Genomic DNA, 16,650 nt, shown 5'->3' on the forward strand with positions numbered 1-16,650 from the left:
CGAAAAATTCAAAGAGCGCTTCGCCGCTTGGGTCTCTCGGTTTAATGATCCCATATTAATTTCGGACAGCGGGTGGGACTTGTCCATGGTTCGTTCCGGTTTTGGTCTCGCGCCAACGCATGAAATGGGAATTCTGAATTACTTTGATTTGCGCCTAACGCTGGTTGTCATCCCCTCCTTATCAGAAGAAGCAGAGGCGCTCTTCACGGAAACCCTCGTACAATATTTCGTCACAGATCCCCGACAACACCATGCATTGGTCGATGCCCGTGCACTGCGGGTGGCGATCGAAAAAATCGAGGCGACCCTGGGCTTCGGCGTTAATTAGGGGAATGCCATCTCCCGCCGTGTCATTGGACACATGGAGAGGGAAGTGCCCCAGCGACTGAGCTAATGACATCAGGAGGAATAATGTCAAACGAAGTGGGGCTAGGGTCGGCCCCTCTTACCGCTCCTCGGCCAAAGTGGCTAGCGGGCTGATCAATAAAACATGGCCGGTTCTGAGTCCAGACCGGCCATTCGCAATTTGAGACGAGAAATTTAGGGTTTTAAAGCTTCTTCACCTTGAACCACGCCGCATACAACGCCGGAACGAAACCGAGCGTAAGGGCTGTGGCCACAACCAGCCCTCCCATGATGGCAATTGCCATCGGTCCCCAAAAGACGCTACGCGTTAGGGGAATCATGGCGAGGACAGCAGCGGCAGCCGTCAGAACGACCGGGCGGGTGCGACGAACCGTGGCATCGACGATGGCACGCCAGGGTTGAGCACCTGATTCAATATCCTGCTCGATCTGATCGACGAGGATGACGGAGTTACGCATGATCATGCCGCCCAGGGCAATGACGCCGAGCAGCGCGACGAAACCAAACGGCGCATTGAAGATCAGCAAAGCCGGTACTACGCCGATTAGTCCCAACGGTGCGGTCATGAAGACCATGAACATTCTGGAGAAGCTGTGTAGCTGCATCATCAGGAAGGTGAGCATGACCAGGAACATTGCCGGGAAGATCGCCAATAGCGCAAGATTCGACTTATCGGCTTCCTCGATGGCGCCACCTTTCTCGATCCGGTAGCCGCTGGGCAGGCTGTCGAGCACTGGCTGCAAGGATGGCCAGATCTTGTCTGTAGCATAGGGCCCCTGGACGCCATCGGCCAGGTCGCTGCGCACGGTGATCGCCATGTTGCGGTTCCAGCGCCACAGGACCGGCTCCTCGAAGGTCGATTCGATGCGGGCGATCTGCGACAGCGGGACCACGGCGCCGGTGCGCGAGAACAAATTGATGTCGCCCAGGCTCTCCAGCGTCTTGCGTTCGCCGGTATCGGCGCGCAGGACCACGTCGATCAAGTCCTCGCCTCGCCGAATTTGCGTCACCGGAGCGCCGGACAGAACGGTCTGTAGCGTTGCCGACACATCGGCAGATGACAGACCCAACAGACGGGCCTTGTCCTGATCGACGTGGACATGCTGTGTTCGGACGCGTTCGTTCCAGTTGAGTTGGGTGTCGCGCACCAGAGGGCTTTTCCCTACGATATCTCGCACCTTGTAGGCGATACCGCGCACGGTATCGGGATCCGGGCCGATGACGCGGAACTGGACCGGGAAGCCCACTGGCGGGCCGAACTCAAGGCGCAACACCCGACCACGCACCAACGGCTGCGCCTCGTCCTTGGCAAAGTAGTCGAGCAGGCGGGTGCGCAAGGCTTCCCGTGCTTCGATGCCGGAGGTCATGATGACAAACTGGGCGTAGCCAGGGTTGGGCAGTTCCGGTTCCATCGAAAGGTAGAAGCGCGGTGTGCCGCTGCCGGTATAGACCGTGAAATGCTGGGCGTCCGCATCCTGTGCGAGGACTTTCTCGAATAGCTTGACCTGCTCCTGCGTCGCTTCGAACGAGGCGCCCTCCTGCATGCGCAGTTCGACCATCAACTCGGGGCGTGAGGCGGTTGGGAAAAATTGCTGCTGCACCAGGCCCATCCCGGCGCCAGCCAGAAGGAAGAGGGTGCCGGTGGCAAGCAATACCTTCCAGCGATGCGTAACGCACCAATCCACCCATTTGCTCAAACGGTGATAGATCGGCTTGTCGTAGGGGTCGGCATGCGCGCCATTTGCCATGCTGGCTGGCAATAGCTTGATTCCGAGATAAGGGGTAAAGATCACGGCGACGAACCAGGAGGCAATCAGCGCCACGCCGACCACCCAGAAGATCCCACCAGCGTATTCGCCGGAAATTGATTTGGCGAAGCCGACAGGCATGAAGCCGGCCACCGTGACCATGGTGCCGGTCAGCATGGGAAAGGCCGTCGAGGTGTAGGCGAAGGTTGCTGCTTCGAACCGATCCCAGTCCTGTTCAAGCTTCAGAACCATCATCTCGACGGCAATGATCGCATCGTCGACCAGCAGGCCAAGTGCGATGATCAGCGAGCCGAGCGAAATCCGGTCCAGATTCCAGCCGGCCAGATACATGACGAAGAGGACGATGCCCAGCACCAGCGGCACGGAAGCCGCAACAACGATCCCGGCTTGGCGACCTAGCGACAAAAAGGAAACGGCCAGCACGATGGCGAGCGCCTCCAGAAACGAACGCTCGAACTCCCACACGGATTCCTCGACCACCTTCGGTTGGTCGGCATACTTTTCCACCGAAATCCCTGCTGGCAGGCCTGCCTGAATCTCCGCCATCCGTTCGTCAACGGCCTTGCCGACCTTCAGGATATTGGCGTTCGGCGTCATCGTCGTGGCGAGGACCAGCACCGGGTGGCCGTTGTGCCGAATGACAAAACTCGGCGGGTCTTCATAACCGGCGCGCACGGTCGCAATATCGGACAGCCGGACAAGCCGGCCACCCGCCTCAATGCTGACTTTCGCCACGTCTGCGGCATTGTGCAGGGCACCGTCAACGCGGGCCAGTACGCGGTCCGATCGGGTATCGAGCGAGCCGGATGGGCTCAGCAGGTTCTGTCGGACCAGGGCATCCATTACCTCCTGCGGGGTCATGCCCAATGCAGCAAGTCGCTTGCTGGAGAGTTCGACGTAGACCTTTTCGGCTTGCTTGCCGAGGATGTCGACCTTGCTCAGGGTCGGCACGCTTTGCAGGTCGACCTTGATCTTCTCCGCGTACTCGAGCAACTCGGCCATCGACAGCCCATCGCCTTGCACGGCATAGAGGGACATGTACACGTCGTTGAATTCGTCATTGAAGTAGGGGCCGCGCACGCCGTCGGGAAATTCTTGCCGGGAATCGCCGATCTTCTTGCGCGCCTGATACCAGGCGTCGGTGAGTTGCTGCTTGGGCAGGCCGCCTTTCATGCGCAGGGAAATGGCGCCATAGCCCTGGCGGGAGAAGGTTTTCACATAGTCGAAGCCATTCAGCTCGCGCAGTCGGCGCTCCATGCGGTTCATTACCTGATCCTGCACCTCCTGCGCCGTCGCGCCAGGCCACACGACAACTGCGGTCAGCAGGGGAACATTGAAGTTCGGATCCTCCGAGCGCCCAAGCTGCGTATACGAGAAGACGCCGGCGATGAGTACCCCCAGAATCATGAAGAGCACCATGGCCTGGTGGGTGACGGCCCATTTCGAAAGATTGAGTTCCTTCACAGCGAATTCCCCGCTGCCTTGGCTGCTTGAACGGGCGGCACGCTCAGGTTCATGCCGCTGGTCGTACGCTCGACAGGAACAACCTCAAGCCCCGGTGTCAGCTTCTGGACGCCCGCCGATACGACTTTGGCGCCATCAGCAATTCCGCGCACCAGCACGGCCTCGTCCGTATAGCGAATCACTTCCACCGGTTGGGCAACGATCTTGCTGCCGGTGTTTTCCACCTGCCAGACCATGCTCTTGCCGTCGGTCTTCCAGACGGCAGTGGCCGGCAGAACAGCGGCCAGATCGCCATCCCCGGCTGCCAGATGGAGGTTGGCCGTCACCCCGAGATGCAAGGCCTGGCGGGCGGCGGGCGACTTGTCGAGAATGCTGAAGCGGGCGCGAAAGGTACGTGTCTGGGCTGATGCAGCGGGCGACAGTTCCCGCAATTTGAGGGGAAGGATGAGCTCAGGGGTACCCCACAAGCTTGCCGATGCCGAGATGGCGCGGGCGTTGCCGGCAAGTTCTTCGGGCAGATCGGCGACCACCTCCAGTTCGGAAGGCTTGGCGATGGTCACGACGGGCTGGCCTTCGGCAACGACCTGGCCAACCTCGAAGCGAACCGAAGTAATGACGCCATCAAACTCGGCAACGAGGGTCGCGTACTTCATCCGATTGCGGGCCAGGTCAAGTTGACGGGAGGCTTGCGCCTGGCGTGCTGCTGCCGCATCCGAGCGGGCTTTTTGCCGTTCGTGGTCAGCGACGGAAACCGAGTGATCGGCAAGCAGGCGCCGGAAGCGCGCTTCGTCCGAAGCCGCCTGTTCGGCATCCACCCGCGCCGCCTGGAGTTGGTCTTCAGCGGCGCGCAGCCCCAGTTCGTAATCAGCGGGGTCGAGCCTGGCAAGGGCTTGCCCGGCGACGACGCTTTGCCCGACTTCGACCAAACGGGCGGCGACCTTGCCGCCGGTCCGGAATCCCTGATCGGACTCATAGCGCGCCCGGACAACGCCGGTAAAGGTTCGTTGATATCCGCCGGAAACGTTATGCGCAGTGACGACCAGGACCGGGTGCGGCTTGAGTTGTGGTGGCGACTTGTCGCCGCAGGCGGCAAGTCCCGTGGCAAAAGCGAGGATGATTGCCGCGCGCAGCGTCAATCGACGTGAGACGCGTGCTGACTCGAATGTCTCGATCATGGTTCGACTCCGGAAGATGAATTTGCCGCAATGGGGACATTGGCCGGTGCAGGCATTGCCTGCCAGCCGCCACCCAGTGCTTTGTAGAGTTGAACGTAGTCCACGGCCTGCTGCGCCTTGCTTTCGGCAAGCATCAGCTCGGTGGCGAGCCGGGCCCGCTGGACATCAAGCAATTGCAGGAGGTCGATCTGCCCCTCGCGGAATAAGGAACTGGCATGGGTGACCGCCCGTTCCCGTTCCATGGCCGCAGCCATCAGCGAACTCACGCGTTGCCGTTCGCCGGTCAGCGCGGCAAGGCTGTTTTCGACATCCTCAATCGCGCCGAGGATGGCCTGTTCATAAGTGAGCAGGGATTCGCGTTCGCGCGCCGACTGGGCGTCGATGCCGGCCTGGATGCGTCCGGCGTTGAATATTGGCAGCACGAAAGCTGCTGCCACGTTGGAATAACGTGATGCCGAAAGGCTCAGCGCATCGTTGAGTGTCAGTTCCTGGGTGCCGAACAGGAGACTCAGGAATATTTTCGGGAAACGGTTGGCTTTGGCCTCGGCCAGCCGCGACGACTCTGCCGAGAGCCGTTGCTCGGCCGCCAGGAGATCCGGGCGGCGCCTTAGCAAGTCCGCCGCTTGGCCGGTGAGTGGCGCTGTTGGGGAAGGCCAGTGAAATTGCTCGGCGGCCGCATGAAGTTCCGGGACCGGCATCGAGGCGTCTGAGCCGGAGAGCACGGCAATGCGACTCTCGGTGACGGCCATCAGCGTCCGCAATGGCGGCAGTGCGGCTTCCATGCTCAAGGTTTCGCCAGCGGCTCTGGCAACATCGAATTCGCTCGCCATGCCTTCCCGGTGGCGACTGCGTGTCAGGCGTTCGGTGTCGCGTTGCGTTTGCAGCAGGGATTCGAGAACTTCCAGGCGGTGCCGGGCACCATGCCAAATGAAGTATTGCCGCGCAACTTCACTCGCGGTGATCAATTGAGCGCCGTTAACGCCGTACGTGGCCGCTGCCGCATCTTTTTCCGCTGCGCTGGCCGCGGCCCTGGCGCCGCCGAACAAATCAATCTCCCAGGCGACGTTGACGCCGGCGCGCGTTGCCTTGGTGTCCGGCATCGATTGTTTGATTGTTGTTGGCAGACCGGTTCGGCTATCGGATCGGGAGGCGGTCAGATCGAGGCTGGGAAACAGCCGTGATTCGGCTGCCGTCGTTCCAGCCCGGGCCTGTCTTGCCCGTTCTACGGCAATCCGGATGTCGTGGTTGGCGATGGTTGAGCGTTCCACAAGTTGTGCCAGTTGCTCGTCCGCGAAATGCCGCCACCACTGAAGATTGGCGGACGAATTGTCCAACCGCTGCTCTCCGGCATGGCGAAAGGCTTGGCTGAGCGAGGTGCCCGGCTTCGGTACGTCGGGATTGCTGACGCATCCTCCCAAGGCAAGCGCGATGGAGAGGAGGGCGGTACTTTGGAGATATGCCACTGTGGCTGTGCGAATTGTGTGTTCCATGGGCATTCGGGTTGATATACTGAACGGTGTGGTAAACATTATTTACAGATATTTACTGAACGGTCAAGTAAACAATGGAAACGAATATTCCCAAGCGCGGACGACCGCGCGACCCTGAGCGAGTTAAGCGGGTTTTGGACGCGGCAGCGGGGCAGTTCATCGAGCACGGCTTCGGACGGGCAAGCGTCGAAGCCATCGCCAAACTGTCGGGCGTCTCCAAGGTGACGATCTACAGCTACTTTCCGACCAAGGAAGCTTTGTTTGAGGCATCTGTTGGCAGTTGTACCGATGTGGTGTTTGCCTCATTACCTCCTGGCTCGCTGGACCCGAACAACCCCGCAGCTGCGCTCACGATGATCGGGACCTCATTTCTGAAGTTGCTGCGTTCAGATGATGTGGTGGGGGCGTTCCGTATGATGTTTGCCGCGGCGGGCGAACACGTCGATGCCTGTACGGCGTTCTACCGGGAGGGGCCGGAAAAACTGATTCGACTGGTCGCTGACTATCTGCGCGCCGCCAATGCTGCAGGCAGTCTATCGATCCCATCTCCTGATGAGGCTGCCGACCAATTCCTGGCAATATTTCACGGTGGTGCCCACATTAGGGTAATGCTGGGTCTGGATAAACCGGACGCGAGCGAGGACGCTAAACTGGTACGTTCGAATGTAGCGCTCTTCATTCAGGCATTTGTTGGCAAGGCCTGAAATTCCTCCATTGGGCAAGCCGAATCTATGAATATCCGGGCGGTTTCAAAGACCGAGTGCAACATTTGGAATCAGCCCTGCTTTGTCCATGAAGATGTTATCGAAGAACACCTCGGCGGGAGAGCGCCACCCCAGGGTTTTTCTCGGCCGCATATTGAGTTCCCAGGCCATGTGATCGAGTTCGCGCTGGGAGTGGACACTCAGGTCAGTGCCCTTCGGCAAATATTGGCGCAGCAAACCATTGGTGTGCTCATTGATGCCACGTTGCCACGGGCTGTGAGGATCACAAAAGTAAATTTTCAGGCCGGTGTTCTCGGCCAGCTTCTTGTGCAGCGCCATCTCCTTGCCTTGGTCATAGGTGAGGGTCTGTCGGATCTCAGGCGGCAGCCCGCTGAAGGCCTGCGTGAATCCGTTGAGCGCATCGATCGCCGTACTGCCGTCGAGCTTGACCAGCATGGCAAACAGCGACTTGCGGCACACCAGGGTGCCGACAGCCGAAGCGTTGGCCTTGCCCTTGATCAGGTCGCCCTCCCAGTGGCCAGGCAGCAAGCGGTCGCTGGCCTCGGGCGGGCGTACGTGGATGCTCAGCATGTCCTGCAGCGATCCCCGCCGATCTTTGCCTCGCGTGCGAGGCTTGCGTGCGCCTCGCCCCTGGCGCAGCAGGACGACCAGTTCGCGGCGAAGATCGCCCTTGGGCATGGCATAGATCGCGGTGTAGATGGTTTCGTGGGAGGCTTGCAATTGGGGCTGCTCAGGGTGGCGTTGCTTGAGTTTGGCAGCAATCTGCTCGGGCGAGAGCTTGCGTTCCAGCAACGCCCTGACCTCGGCCCACAAGGCGCCTTGGCGGTGGAGCTTGCGCACCGGCCAGGCCGCACGTCGCACCCGCCGGGCTCGCTTGCCGGCGCGGTTTGCATCGTAGCCGCCAGCCACTCGGGGGCGTCCCATGACGCATTGCTCCTCTTCGCTCTGGTAGCCGTTGCGGCGAAGTTCTCTCGTGATGGTGCTGGGCGATCTGCCAAGCACCTTGGCTATCGCCCGCGCACTACTGGCCTGCTCCTTCATCGCCATTACCACGCCGCGTTCTTCCGCACTCAATTGTTGATACGTTCTCGTCATGCAACTCCTCCGGTTATGAAGTGTTGCACTTGGGATTTGAAACCGCCCCGTGATGCTTAGTTCGGCCGGAGAAAATCTTTACGGGTGCAGAAATTTATCGACCTTGCTGTGAACCGGTTTACCGACAACACGGATTTGACCTTGTCGGCCTGCGAACTCACTGCCTTTGAATGCAGATATACGACGATGTAAGACAACTTCCCCATCAATGCAGGCATTTAAGAAGGGGATTTAGGCTTGGGCGCTACTTTTTTGATCGGAGTCCCAAACAGAACAGAAGACTGCCCAATCCGAAGCCTGCAATGGTCAGCCCCATAGGGAAGGGCGTGCCGTTTGCGAAGTGGCCGACGCAGGCCGAACCGAAAATTCCGGTACCGTACTGCAGGGCACCTATCAGGGCCGAGACGGAGCCGGCTCGCTCCGGGTAGCTTTCCAGCGCGCCCACGATGGCGTTGGCGACGATGAAGCCCGTGGCCGAGGCAAAGAAGAAAAGCGGCACCACCAACCCCCAGAGGCTGCCCCAGTCATGCCAGGCATCGAGAGCGGCTACAGCACCGGAGATGGTCGCCAGCCCCGCACCGAAACGAATCAGGCGGTCGATGCCGAAGCGGCGCACCAGGCGGGCGTTGAGCTGGTTCGCCACCATGATGCCGACAATGCCAAGAGCGAAGAGCAGGCCGTAGCGCTGGGGCGATACCTGATGATGGGAGATATAGGCCGCCGGGGTGCCGGCGACGTAGGCAAACATGCCGCCATAGAAGCTTCCGCCAACTCCCGCATAGGCTAGCAGTCTGGGATGGCGCAGCAGTTGCGCGTAGCCCAGAAAGGCCGAAAGGATGGACTGGGCGTTGCGCCGTTCCGGTGGCAAGGTTTCCGGGAGAACCTTCAGGGACCAGAGGGTGAGCAGGCCTACCCCCACCAGCAGCCAGAAGATGGCGTGCCACGAGGCTACATGGAGGATCAGCCCCCCCAGGCTGGGGCCGATCAGAGGGGCGACAGCCATGGCGGTGATCAACACCGATAGCATCCGGGCAGCCTGATGGCCCGCATAGAGATCGCGTACCATGGCCCGGGAGAGCACCACATTGGCGCAGGCCCCCACCGCCTGCACCAGGCGCCAGCCGATCATCATCGGCACGCTGGTGGACAGGGCGCAACCCGCCGAACCCACGATGAACAACAGCAGCCCCAGGGCGACGGGCAGGCGGCGGCCATATCGGTCGCTAATCGGTCCCCAGAACAGTTGACCGATGCTGAAACCGATCAGGTAGCCGGAAATGGTCAGCTCCACCGCTCCCGCATCCGCATGCAGGGAAGCCCCCATGGCCGGCAATGCCGGCAGGTAGAGGTCTGTGGAAATGGACGCGAAGGACATCAGGGTGCTCAGGATGGCCAGCACCTTGAAGCTTTGCGCCTGAGTCGAGCTCGAATCTCTGGTAGGCGACAGTGATTTGTCGTTGTTCATTCGTCTGATCAGCCAGTTTTGTCTCAGGTATCCAGTCGCCGCTCGCTCATCCATTTGACGATGGCCGGGTCACGATGGGAGAAAAAGCTGCTGGTCCCGGTTTCCAGTTGGGCAATCTGGCTCAAGTCATCGGGGGAAAGCTCAAAGTCGAATACCGCCAGGTTTTCCTGCATGCGCTCTTTGCGGACCGACTTGGCCAGGGCCACGATGCCCCGTTGCACCAGCCAGCGCAGCACCACCTGGCCGACCGTCTTGCCATACCGGTTGGCAATGGCCAGCAACTGCTCGTTCTGAAATAGATTGTTCCGTCCTTCGGCAAAGGGGGCCCAGGCTTCCGGCTGCACACCCAGCCCAGCCATGAAATCGACGCTTTCCGTCTGCTGGTGGAAGGGATTGACCTCGATCTGATTTACAGCAGGCGTGATCTGATTGAAGGCAGCGATGTCCATCAGCCGGTCGGGCTGGAAATTGCTGAGCCCGATGGCGCGCAGCTTGCCCGCTTTGTAGGCTTCTTCCATCGCCCGCCAGGCACCGTGCACATCCGAATACGGCTGATGAATCAGGTAGAGGTCCAGGTACTCCAGACCAAGGCGGCGCAAGGAGTTGTCGATGGCAGCCCGGGTGCGTTCGTAGCCCGCATCTTCCACCCACAGCTTGGTGGTGATGAAGAGTTGGTCTCGGGGGATGCCGCTGGATTTGATGCCCCGACCAACCGCTTCCTCGTTCTTGTAGGAGGCGGCGGTATCAATCAGCCGATAACCGGCCTGCACTGCCTCCACGACGCAGCGCTCGCACTCGGCCGCATCGGCAATCTGGAATACGCCATACCCGAGGATGGGCATGCGGACGCCATTGTTCAGGGTAACTTCCAACATTTGCATCTCCTTCCGTGTCGGGACAATTACAGCCCCGTTCGTTTTTCCAGGGCTTCGGGATAGCGTTCGCCCACGATCCGGATTTGCCCGGCGGCGGCCTCGATCCGCTGCAACTCGGCCAAGGAGAGTTCAACCCAGGTAGCCCCCAGGTTCTCCTCCAGGCGGTGGGTCTTGGTGGTGCCGGGAATGGGTACGATCCAGGGCTTCTTGGCCAGCAGCCAGGCCAGAGCGATCTGGGCGGGAGAAGCATCCTTGGCCACGGCGATGCCGGTGAGCAGGTCCACCAGGGAACGATTGGCCCGGCGCGCTTCCTCGGAGAAGCGCGGCACGATATTGCGGAAGTCGCTGCCTTCGAACTTGGTGTTCTCGTCGATCTTGCCGGTCAGGAAACCCTTGCCCAAGGGACTGAAGGGCACGAAACCGATCCCCAGTTCCTCCAAGGTGGGCAGCAGTTCCTCTTCCGGTCGGCGCCACCACAGGGAATATTCGCTCTGCACTGCCGTCAGGGGCTGCACCGCATGGGCCCGGCGGATGGTCTGCACCCCGGCCTCCGACATCCCAAAGTGCTTGACCTTGCCTGCTTCGATGAGTTGTTTGACCGTTCCGGCAACATCCTCAATCGGGACATCCGGATCGACACGGTGCTGATAATAGAGATCGATGGCCTCAACACCTAAGCGTTTCAGAGAGCCTTCAATGCTGAGACGGATCTGCTCCGGCCGACTGCACTGCGTCTGTTGCATGCCATCGAATCGGATACCGAATTTGGTGGCAATGACGACCTTCCCCTTGAAAGGGGCAAGCGCCTCGCCGAGCAGTTCCTCGTTGATGTAGGGGCCATAAATTTCCGCGGTATCAAAGAAGTTGACACCCCAATCCACGGCTTGATGGATCAAGGAAATCATGTCTTGCTTGTCGGCCGGCGGGCCGTAGGCCATGCTCATGCCCATACAGCCCAAGCCGAGCGCCGAAACTTCAAGTCCGCTATTCCCGAGTTTGCGTTTTTGCATTGCTGTTTTCATGTCGATTAGCCGTGTTGATTTGTTGCTTTATGAACCCCTAAGCTGCCACCGATTTCCAGTCCAGGGGTGGTCGCTAGCTGAACAATCAAATGAGCGACGCTCTTGCGAGAAACACTCTCGTCCTTGGCCTTGAATGATTCGCCCTTGCGCGTAATGCCATAGGCAATCTCATCACGGTTGTTCAGCCAGGCGGGGCGGATGATCGTGTAATCCAGACCGGATGCCTCAATGACTGCCGCTCCGTCCCGGTAAGGATCGAGAACGCTGCGGTACGGTTCGCCAGGCACTTCCTCGTAGATGCCCATTGAACTGACGAAGATGACACGGCGCACGCCGGTTTCCTTCATGGCGGCAACGATGTTCTGAGCTAGTTTTTTTAACGGGCCGTCTAAATTGACGTAAACCACGTCCTGCCCGACCATTGCAGCCGTCAAGGTCGGCAAATCCAACACGTCGCCTTCGACGACGCGAACCCGTTCTCCATCGAAACCTCTCAGGCGCTTGGCGTTACGCAAATACAGCGTCAAATGGACATCGGTCGTGTCCAGAAAGAGGTTGCTGGCAACCTGTGCAATCTGGCCGCCAGCCCCGAGAATCAGTACGTTCAGACTCATTGCAGGGCCTTGTTGAGAATGGTGCTTACAACCTCCCGGGTGTAAATGTCGGCGATGCCAAACCACTGGGCATTACCCAGGACGTTTTCGATGGTTCTTGGCAAATCGGCTTCGGTAATCCCCAGTTGTGAAAGTCGGGTCGGCGTGCCGATCTTGTCGAACCACTTCTCCAATGCAGCAATGCCCTGCTCAGCGCTGTCCAGGCCAAAGACGTATTTTGCAAACCGTTGGAACTGTGCCGGGTTGCGGCTGTGATACCACTTCATCCAGGCGGGCATGATTACCGACAGACCAGCGCCATGCGGCACATTGAAGAGCGCCGACAAGGAATGTTCGATCATGTGGTTGGGGTAGCTGAATCCGGCAGTGCCAGCATAGATCAGGCCATTCAGCGCCTGCGTGGCCGACCAGGCAAACTCGGCACGGGCGTGGTAGTCCTGGGGGTTTTCGAGCAGGGTTTCAGTCGTCTCGATCGCCGTGTTGATGATGGCTTCGACCATGCGCGAGTGGAAACGGGGTTGCTCCTTGGCGGTAAAGTAGCCTTCAATCGAATGCGCAATGATGTCGGCAGCGGAGTACACCAGATAGTCACGCGACACGGATTGCATGAGTGCCGGATTGACGATCGACACCTTGGGAAAGGTATGTACCGAACCGATGGCGAATTTTTCCTTGGTTTCCTCGTTGGTGACTACGGCCCCGTTGTTCATCTCGCTGCCGGTGGCTGCCAGCGTCAGGATGTCGAATACTGGCAATGCGGCATGGATGCTGCCCTTGCCGATAAAAAGATCCCATACGTCACCGTCGTAGCGTGCCCCGGCCGCGATGGCTTTGGCACTGTCCAGCACCGAACCGCCACCCACGCTGAGGATCGCATCGACCTGATGGGTGCGTGCCAGGGCAATGGCCTCACGGACCTTGGAAATGACCGGGTTGCTGACGATGCCGCCGCATTCCACGAACTGCACGGCATGCTCGTTCAGGCTCTTGCTGACGATCGCAAACAGTCCGTCGCGCTTGATGCGGTCGCTGCCAAAGCACAGCAGCACTTTTTTGGCACCGTGTTCAGCCAGGATTTGGCCGATCAGTTGCTCCTTGCCGGTGCCGAATTCGATCTTCGTTGGATTAAAGAAGGTGAAATTTTCCATCTCGATTCCTCGTTAATGTCTGAAAGGTAATTTTTCAGATGTGTGTTTTATTGGCTGGGTGCCAGGTCGCCAAACCAGTAGGCGGCGGTCACTCCGCCATCCATCAGAAAATCGCTGCCGGTAATGAAGGCGCCATCCGGCCCCATGAGCAAGGCGGCAACGTTGCCGACTTCATCCGGTGTTCCGGCACGGCCGACCGCACATAGGTCGATCATCCGTCGGTAACCAGGGCCACGTGGACCGGAGAGTTCGTCGCGGGCGAGCGGCGTGATGATGATGCCGGGGCTGATCGTGTTGATCCGGGCCCCACGTTTGCCCCAGCGAACCGCCTCGGCCATGACCCGCAGAGAATTGCCTCGCTTGGAGAGTTGATAGGCTCTGAGTGGATCGATCACCTGCTCAGGTTGCAGCATCGGCAGGGCCAGCAGTTCATCGGCCGGGGTAAGTGCCAGGGCCTTGTCTTGTGCCTCGGTGAGCGCCGGCAGACGATGGCCGGATTGGGAGGCGATGACCACACCAGACCCGCCGCGGGCAATCACATTGCCGAACTCTTCCAAAATGACGGCTGTGCCGTAGAGATCCACCCGCAGAATAGTTTCGGGGGATGCCTGGGTCGGCGAGACGCCTGCTGCATGAATCAGCCCGGTAATGTCACCGAGTGCCTGGGCTTGCTCAACCAGTGCATGGATCGACTGGCGTGACGAAATATCCACCGATGCGGTACTGACTTCGAATCCGGCATCGAGCAAGGTCTTGGCGGCGGCCTGCGCATTCTCTTCACGCAGATCAGCCAGCAGAACCTGTTTACCCGTACCGACCCGTCGGGCGATGGCTTGTCCAATCGAACCCGGGCCAATGACAACAACAACTTCGCTCATGATCTTTTCCTTTCGCTCTTCAGGTCGGTCTATCGATTGCCATATTGGTCATCACTGACCTTTTCCATCCACGTCACAACCTGGCTATCGAGTGCCTCGGCAATGGCAATATGGCTCATGGCAACAGTCGGGGAGGCACCATGCCAATGCTTGACCCCGGGGGGAATCCAGACCGTATCGCCGGGGTGGATCTCCTGTATCTGGTTTCCCCATTGCTGAACTCGTCCTGCGCCGGCTGTCACGATCAAAGTCTGTCCCAAGGGATGGGTATGCCAGGCGGTTCGTGCACCAGGCTCGAAGGTGACGGTGGCACCGCTAACGCGCGCTTGTCCGCTGCCTTTGAACGGGGCATCGATACGTACTTTCCCGGAAAAGAAGTCGCTTGGGCCAGTCACGGATGCTTGGGTACCGATACGGGTGACTTGAACGTCACGGGATTCTTCTGCGTTCACCGCGCCAGCAATCAAGCCAGCGGTAGAGACGGCGGCAATCAATGTTTTCACTAGTGTTACTCCTTGGCGGGGGCTTCTTGGCCTGACATAACCAAAAGTTCTGGGCGGAGACGCACGCCATGAACGGTGATGCCGGCAAGCTCAGTATTGAATTGGCGCAACTCGGCGGGAGAGAACTGAACAGACAGCGCACCAAGATCTTCGTCGAGATGGGCCGGGTTGGTGGTGCCAGGGATGGGCACGATCCACGGGCGTTGGGCCAGCAACCAGGCAAGCGCGACCTGGGCTGGTGTTGCTTCCTTGCGCTTGGCCCAGGTTTGCAGCATGTCGACCAGCGGCATGTTGGCCTTCAGATTTTCCGGGGTGAAGCGCGGGTTGAAGCTGCGATAGTCGGTATAGCCCGGGCTATCAAAGCGCGAGTTCGGGCCCAACTTGCCGGTCAGCAAACCCAGGCCCAGCGGGCTCCACGCGACCAGGCCGATACCCAATTCCTCGAAGATGGCAAGTTCCTCTAGTTCCGGCCCACGCCACAGCAGGGAGTATTCGTTCTGAACAGCGGCTACGGGGTGGATGGCATGCGCCCGGCGCAGGGTTTTCATGCCAGGCTCGGAAAGCCCGAAATGCTTGACCTTGCCCTGGGCGATCAAGTCCTTGACTGCCCCAGCCACATCCTCGATGGGCACTTTTGGATCGACACGGTGCTGGTAAAGCAGGTCGATGGTTTCGATGTTCAGGCGCTTCAAAGAAGCATCTACGACCTGGCGAATATGCTCAGGACGGCTGTTCAGGCCACCGGTACGGCGCCCGTTAGCGTCGATCTCGAAGCCGAACTTGGTGCCGATGACCACCTTTCCCTTGAACGGTGCCAAGGCCTTGCTCACCAGTTCTTCATTGACGAAGGGGCCGTAGACCTCGGCCGTGTCGAAATACGTAACGCCTCGATCCACCGCCCGATGAATCAAGGCAACCATTTCCTGCGTGTCTTTCGGCGGGTTGTACTGCCCTCCGTTCATGGTCATACAGCCCAAACCAATGGCCGATACCTCGAGTCCCCCGAGCTTGCGTTTGGGTATCTCGGGTGCAGCCTTGGCAGAACTACCGGAAAAGGCCTTGGTCGGTAGCGCTGTGACAGCGAGGGCTATCCCGGCAGCCATCAATTCGCGACGACGATAACTCTGTGGATCAAATGTATTTCGATGTTTGCTCATGGTATTCCTCCAACTGTCACGTTTTGGGCTTCAGGAACCGATTCCTGGCTTGAGGCCCTTGTCAGGCCGGGGTAGGTAATTTCCCGGCACGCATTGCTGCGATGACGCCGCCGTCGATCAACAGATCACTGCCGGTCACGAAGCCCGCGTCTGGTCCAAGCAGATAGCCTGCGGCGATGGCAATTTCATCGGGCGGTGCCATCCGCCCAACAGGGGAGGCGGCAATCATGGCGCGATAGCCATCGCCGATCGGCGAATTCAATTCGTGTTGGGCGAGCGGCGTTGCGATGATTCCCGGGCTGATCGAGTTGACGCGGGCGCCGCGTGCTCCCCACGTAATGGCGGCTGCCTGAACACGGAGGTTGTTGGCGCGCTTGGCCATCATGTAGCCGATCATCGAATTGGGAACGGCGTCGGGCTGCAGGAAGGGCAGGGCAAGCAATTCGTCGGCGGGGGTGAAAGCCAGCGCGTGATCCTGCTCCTGCGTCAAAGCCGGCAACATGTGGCCGGCCATGCTGGAGATGACGAGGCCGGCGCCGGCTGGCGCAATGACCCGTTCGAATTCTTCAAACACGACCGCCGTACCGTAAAGATCGACCTCCAGCACCCGGGCGACAGGTGCCATGTTGGGTGACAGGCCGGCGGTGTTGACGACATTTACGACCTTGCCCAGCGCTGCTGCCGTATCGGCCAGTGCGCGGACCGAGGCTCGCGACGAGACATCGACGACTTGCGTGGCAACGGTGTAACTGGCCTCTTCCAAAGATTTCGCTGCGGTCGACAGCGTTTTTTCGTTGAAATCTGCGAGCAGGATGGTTTTTCCGAAACCCTGACGACGGGCAATGGCGAGTCCGATACCGCCTGCTCCAATAATGACTACGACTTCGTTGTTCATTTGAGTCTC

Annotated in this window: 15 protein-coding genes; 2 read left to right on the forward strand and 13 right to left on the reverse strand. The window is 59.6% G+C overall.

Translation table 11 applies throughout. The features are described 5' to 3' along the window. The first annotated feature begins 85 nt into the window (after positions 1-85). Complete coding sequence (locus AC0KWY_RS02975) at positions 86-328, forward strand: hypothetical protein (RefSeq protein WP_474028160.1); 243 nt, start codon at positions 86-88, stop codon at positions 326-328. 220 nt (positions 329-548) lie between these two features. On the opposite strand, the gene AC0KWY_RS02980 is transcribed toward AC0KWY_RS02975, so the two are convergent. The 3 genes from AC0KWY_RS02980 to AC0KWY_RS02990 are packed head-to-tail and all read right to left on the reverse strand — an operon-like array spanning position 549 to position 6,264. Beyond that, a complete protein-coding gene (locus tag AC0KWY_RS02980) occupies positions 549-3,599 on the reverse strand; it encodes an efflux RND transporter permease subunit (RefSeq protein WP_474028161.1) in 3,051 nt (1,016 codons plus the stop codon). Further along, the gene (locus AC0KWY_RS02985) at positions 3,596-4,774 is read right to left on the reverse strand and encodes an efflux RND transporter periplasmic adaptor subunit (RefSeq protein WP_474028162.1); all 1,179 of its coding nucleotides are present in this window, start codon (positions 4,772-4,774) and stop codon (positions 3,596-3,598) included. Before AC0KWY_RS02985 ends, AC0KWY_RS02980 begins: the two co-directional genes overlap by 4 nt. Beyond that, positions 4,771-6,264, reverse strand: coding sequence for an efflux transporter outer membrane subunit (locus AC0KWY_RS02990; protein ID WP_474028163.1), 1,494 nt, complete (start codon positions 6,262-6,264; stop codon positions 4,771-4,773). The genes AC0KWY_RS02985 and AC0KWY_RS02990 overlap by 4 nt, the downstream gene beginning before the upstream one ends. A 74-nt stretch (positions 6,265-6,338) precedes the next feature. On the opposite strand from AC0KWY_RS02990, the gene AC0KWY_RS02995 reads away from it, so the two are divergent. Continuing rightward, positions 6,339-6,968 (forward strand): TetR/AcrR family transcriptional regulator, encoded by a 630-nt coding sequence (locus AC0KWY_RS02995; RefSeq protein ID WP_474028164.1) that lies wholly within the window; start codon positions 6,339-6,341, stop codon positions 6,966-6,968. 45 nt (positions 6,969-7,013) lie between these two features. Here AC0KWY_RS02995 and AC0KWY_RS03000 read toward each other — a convergent pair whose 3' ends face one another. The 10 genes from AC0KWY_RS03000 to AC0KWY_RS03045 all read right to left on the reverse strand — a co-directional run bounded on the left by AC0KWY_RS03000 (position 7,014) and on the right by AC0KWY_RS03045 (position 16,641). Then, positions 7,014-8,084: an IS30 family transposase gene (locus AC0KWY_RS03000; protein WP_474025629.1), complete on the reverse strand. Its 1,071-nt coding sequence runs from the start codon at positions 8,082-8,084 to the stop codon at positions 7,014-7,016. Positions 8,085-8,328: 244 nt separating this feature from the next. Further along, the gene (locus AC0KWY_RS03005; RefSeq protein ID WP_474028165.1) at positions 8,329-9,549 is read right to left on the reverse strand and encodes a multidrug effflux MFS transporter; all 1,221 of its coding nucleotides are present in this window, start codon (positions 9,547-9,549) and stop codon (positions 8,329-8,331) included. A gap of 23 nt (positions 9,550-9,572) precedes the next feature. Next, entirely contained in the window at positions 9,573-10,424 is an 852-nt protein-coding gene (locus AC0KWY_RS03010) for an aldo/keto reductase (RefSeq protein WP_474028166.1), read from the reverse strand. Between the two features lie 26 nt (positions 10,425-10,450). Next, a complete protein-coding gene (locus tag AC0KWY_RS03015) occupies positions 10,451-11,434 on the reverse strand; it encodes an aldo/keto reductase (protein WP_474028167.1) in 984 nt (327 codons plus the stop codon). Between the two features lie 17 nt (positions 11,435-11,451). Then, entirely contained in the window at positions 11,452-12,060 is a 609-nt protein-coding gene (locus tag AC0KWY_RS03020) for an NAD(P)H-binding protein (RefSeq protein WP_474028168.1), read from the reverse strand. Then, positions 12,057-13,208 carry an iron-containing alcohol dehydrogenase gene (locus tag AC0KWY_RS03025; RefSeq protein WP_474028169.1) on the reverse strand — a complete coding sequence of 384 codons (1,152 nt, stop codon included), beginning with the start codon at positions 13,206-13,208 and terminating at the stop codon, positions 12,057-12,059. Before AC0KWY_RS03025 ends, AC0KWY_RS03020 begins: the two co-directional genes overlap by 4 nt. A 47-nt stretch (positions 13,209-13,255) precedes the next feature. Next, positions 13,256-14,086 carry an SDR family oxidoreductase gene (locus AC0KWY_RS03030; RefSeq protein ID WP_474028170.1) on the reverse strand — a complete coding sequence of 277 codons (831 nt, stop codon included), beginning with the start codon at positions 14,084-14,086 and terminating at the stop codon, positions 13,256-13,258. Positions 14,087-14,115: 29 nt separating this feature from the next. Continuing rightward, positions 14,116-14,589, reverse strand: a complete 474-nt coding sequence (locus AC0KWY_RS03035; RefSeq protein ID WP_474028171.1) for a (R)-mandelonitrile lyase — start codon at positions 14,587-14,589, stop codon at positions 14,116-14,118. Between the two features lie 5 nt (positions 14,590-14,594). Continuing rightward, positions 14,595-15,746, reverse strand: coding sequence for an aldo/keto reductase (locus AC0KWY_RS03040; RefSeq protein ID WP_474028172.1), 1,152 nt, complete (start codon positions 15,744-15,746; stop codon positions 14,595-14,597). A gap of 61 nt (positions 15,747-15,807) precedes the next feature. Then, positions 15,808-16,641 (reverse strand): SDR family oxidoreductase, encoded by an 834-nt coding sequence (locus AC0KWY_RS03045; protein ID WP_474028173.1) that lies wholly within the window; start codon positions 16,639-16,641, stop codon positions 15,808-15,810. Positions 16,642-16,650: the final 9 nt, after the last annotated feature.

It is taken from the genome of Azonexus sp. MM2026_4, assembly GCF_055901855.1.

Excerpts from the sequence above, each read along its gene's own strand:
- AC0KWY_RS03020 (WP_474028168.1), bottom strand. The coding sequence starts at position 12,060 with ATGAGTCTGAACGTACTGATTCTCGGGGCTGGCGGCCAGATTGCACAG.
- AC0KWY_RS03025 (WP_474028169.1), bottom strand. The coding sequence starts at position 13,208 with ATGGAAAATTTCACCTTCTTTAATCCAACGAAGATCGAATTCGGCACC.
- AC0KWY_RS03015 (WP_474028167.1), bottom strand. The coding sequence starts at position 11,434 with ATGCAAAAACGCAAACTCGGGAATAGCGGACTTGAAGTTTCGGCGCTC.
- AC0KWY_RS02975 (WP_474028160.1), top strand. The coding sequence starts at position 86 with ATGGTTCGTTCCGGTTTTGGTCTCGCGCCAACGCATGAAATGGGAATT.
- AC0KWY_RS03045 (WP_474028173.1), bottom strand. The coding sequence starts at position 16,641 with ATGAACAACGAAGTCGTAGTCATTATTGGAGCAGGCGGTATCGGACTC.
- AC0KWY_RS02985 (WP_474028162.1), bottom strand. The coding sequence starts at position 4,774 with ATGATCGAGACATTCGAGTCAGCACGCGTCTCACGTCGATTGACGCTG.
- AC0KWY_RS03000 (WP_474025629.1), bottom strand. The coding sequence starts at position 8,084 with ATGACGAGAACGTATCAACAATTGAGTGCGGAAGAACGCGGCGTGGTA.
- AC0KWY_RS03010 (WP_474028166.1), bottom strand. The coding sequence starts at position 10,424 with ATGTTGGAAGTTACCCTGAACAATGGCGTCCGCATGCCCATCCTCGGG.
- AC0KWY_RS02990 (WP_474028163.1), bottom strand. The coding sequence starts at position 6,264 with ATGGAACACACAATTCGCACAGCCACAGTGGCATATCTCCAAAGTACC.
- AC0KWY_RS03040 (WP_474028172.1), bottom strand. The coding sequence starts at position 15,746 with ATGAGCAAACATCGAAATACATTTGATCCACAGAGTTATCGTCGTCGC.
- AC0KWY_RS02995 (WP_474028164.1), top strand. The coding sequence starts at position 6,339 with ATGGAAACGAATATTCCCAAGCGCGGACGACCGCGCGACCCTGAGCGA.
- AC0KWY_RS03005 (WP_474028165.1), bottom strand. The coding sequence starts at position 9,549 with ATGAACAACGACAAATCACTGTCGCCTACCAGAGATTCGAGCTCGACT.
- AC0KWY_RS03030 (WP_474028170.1), bottom strand. The coding sequence starts at position 14,086 with ATGAGCGAAGTTGTTGTTGTCATTGGCCCGGGTTCGATTGGACAAGCC.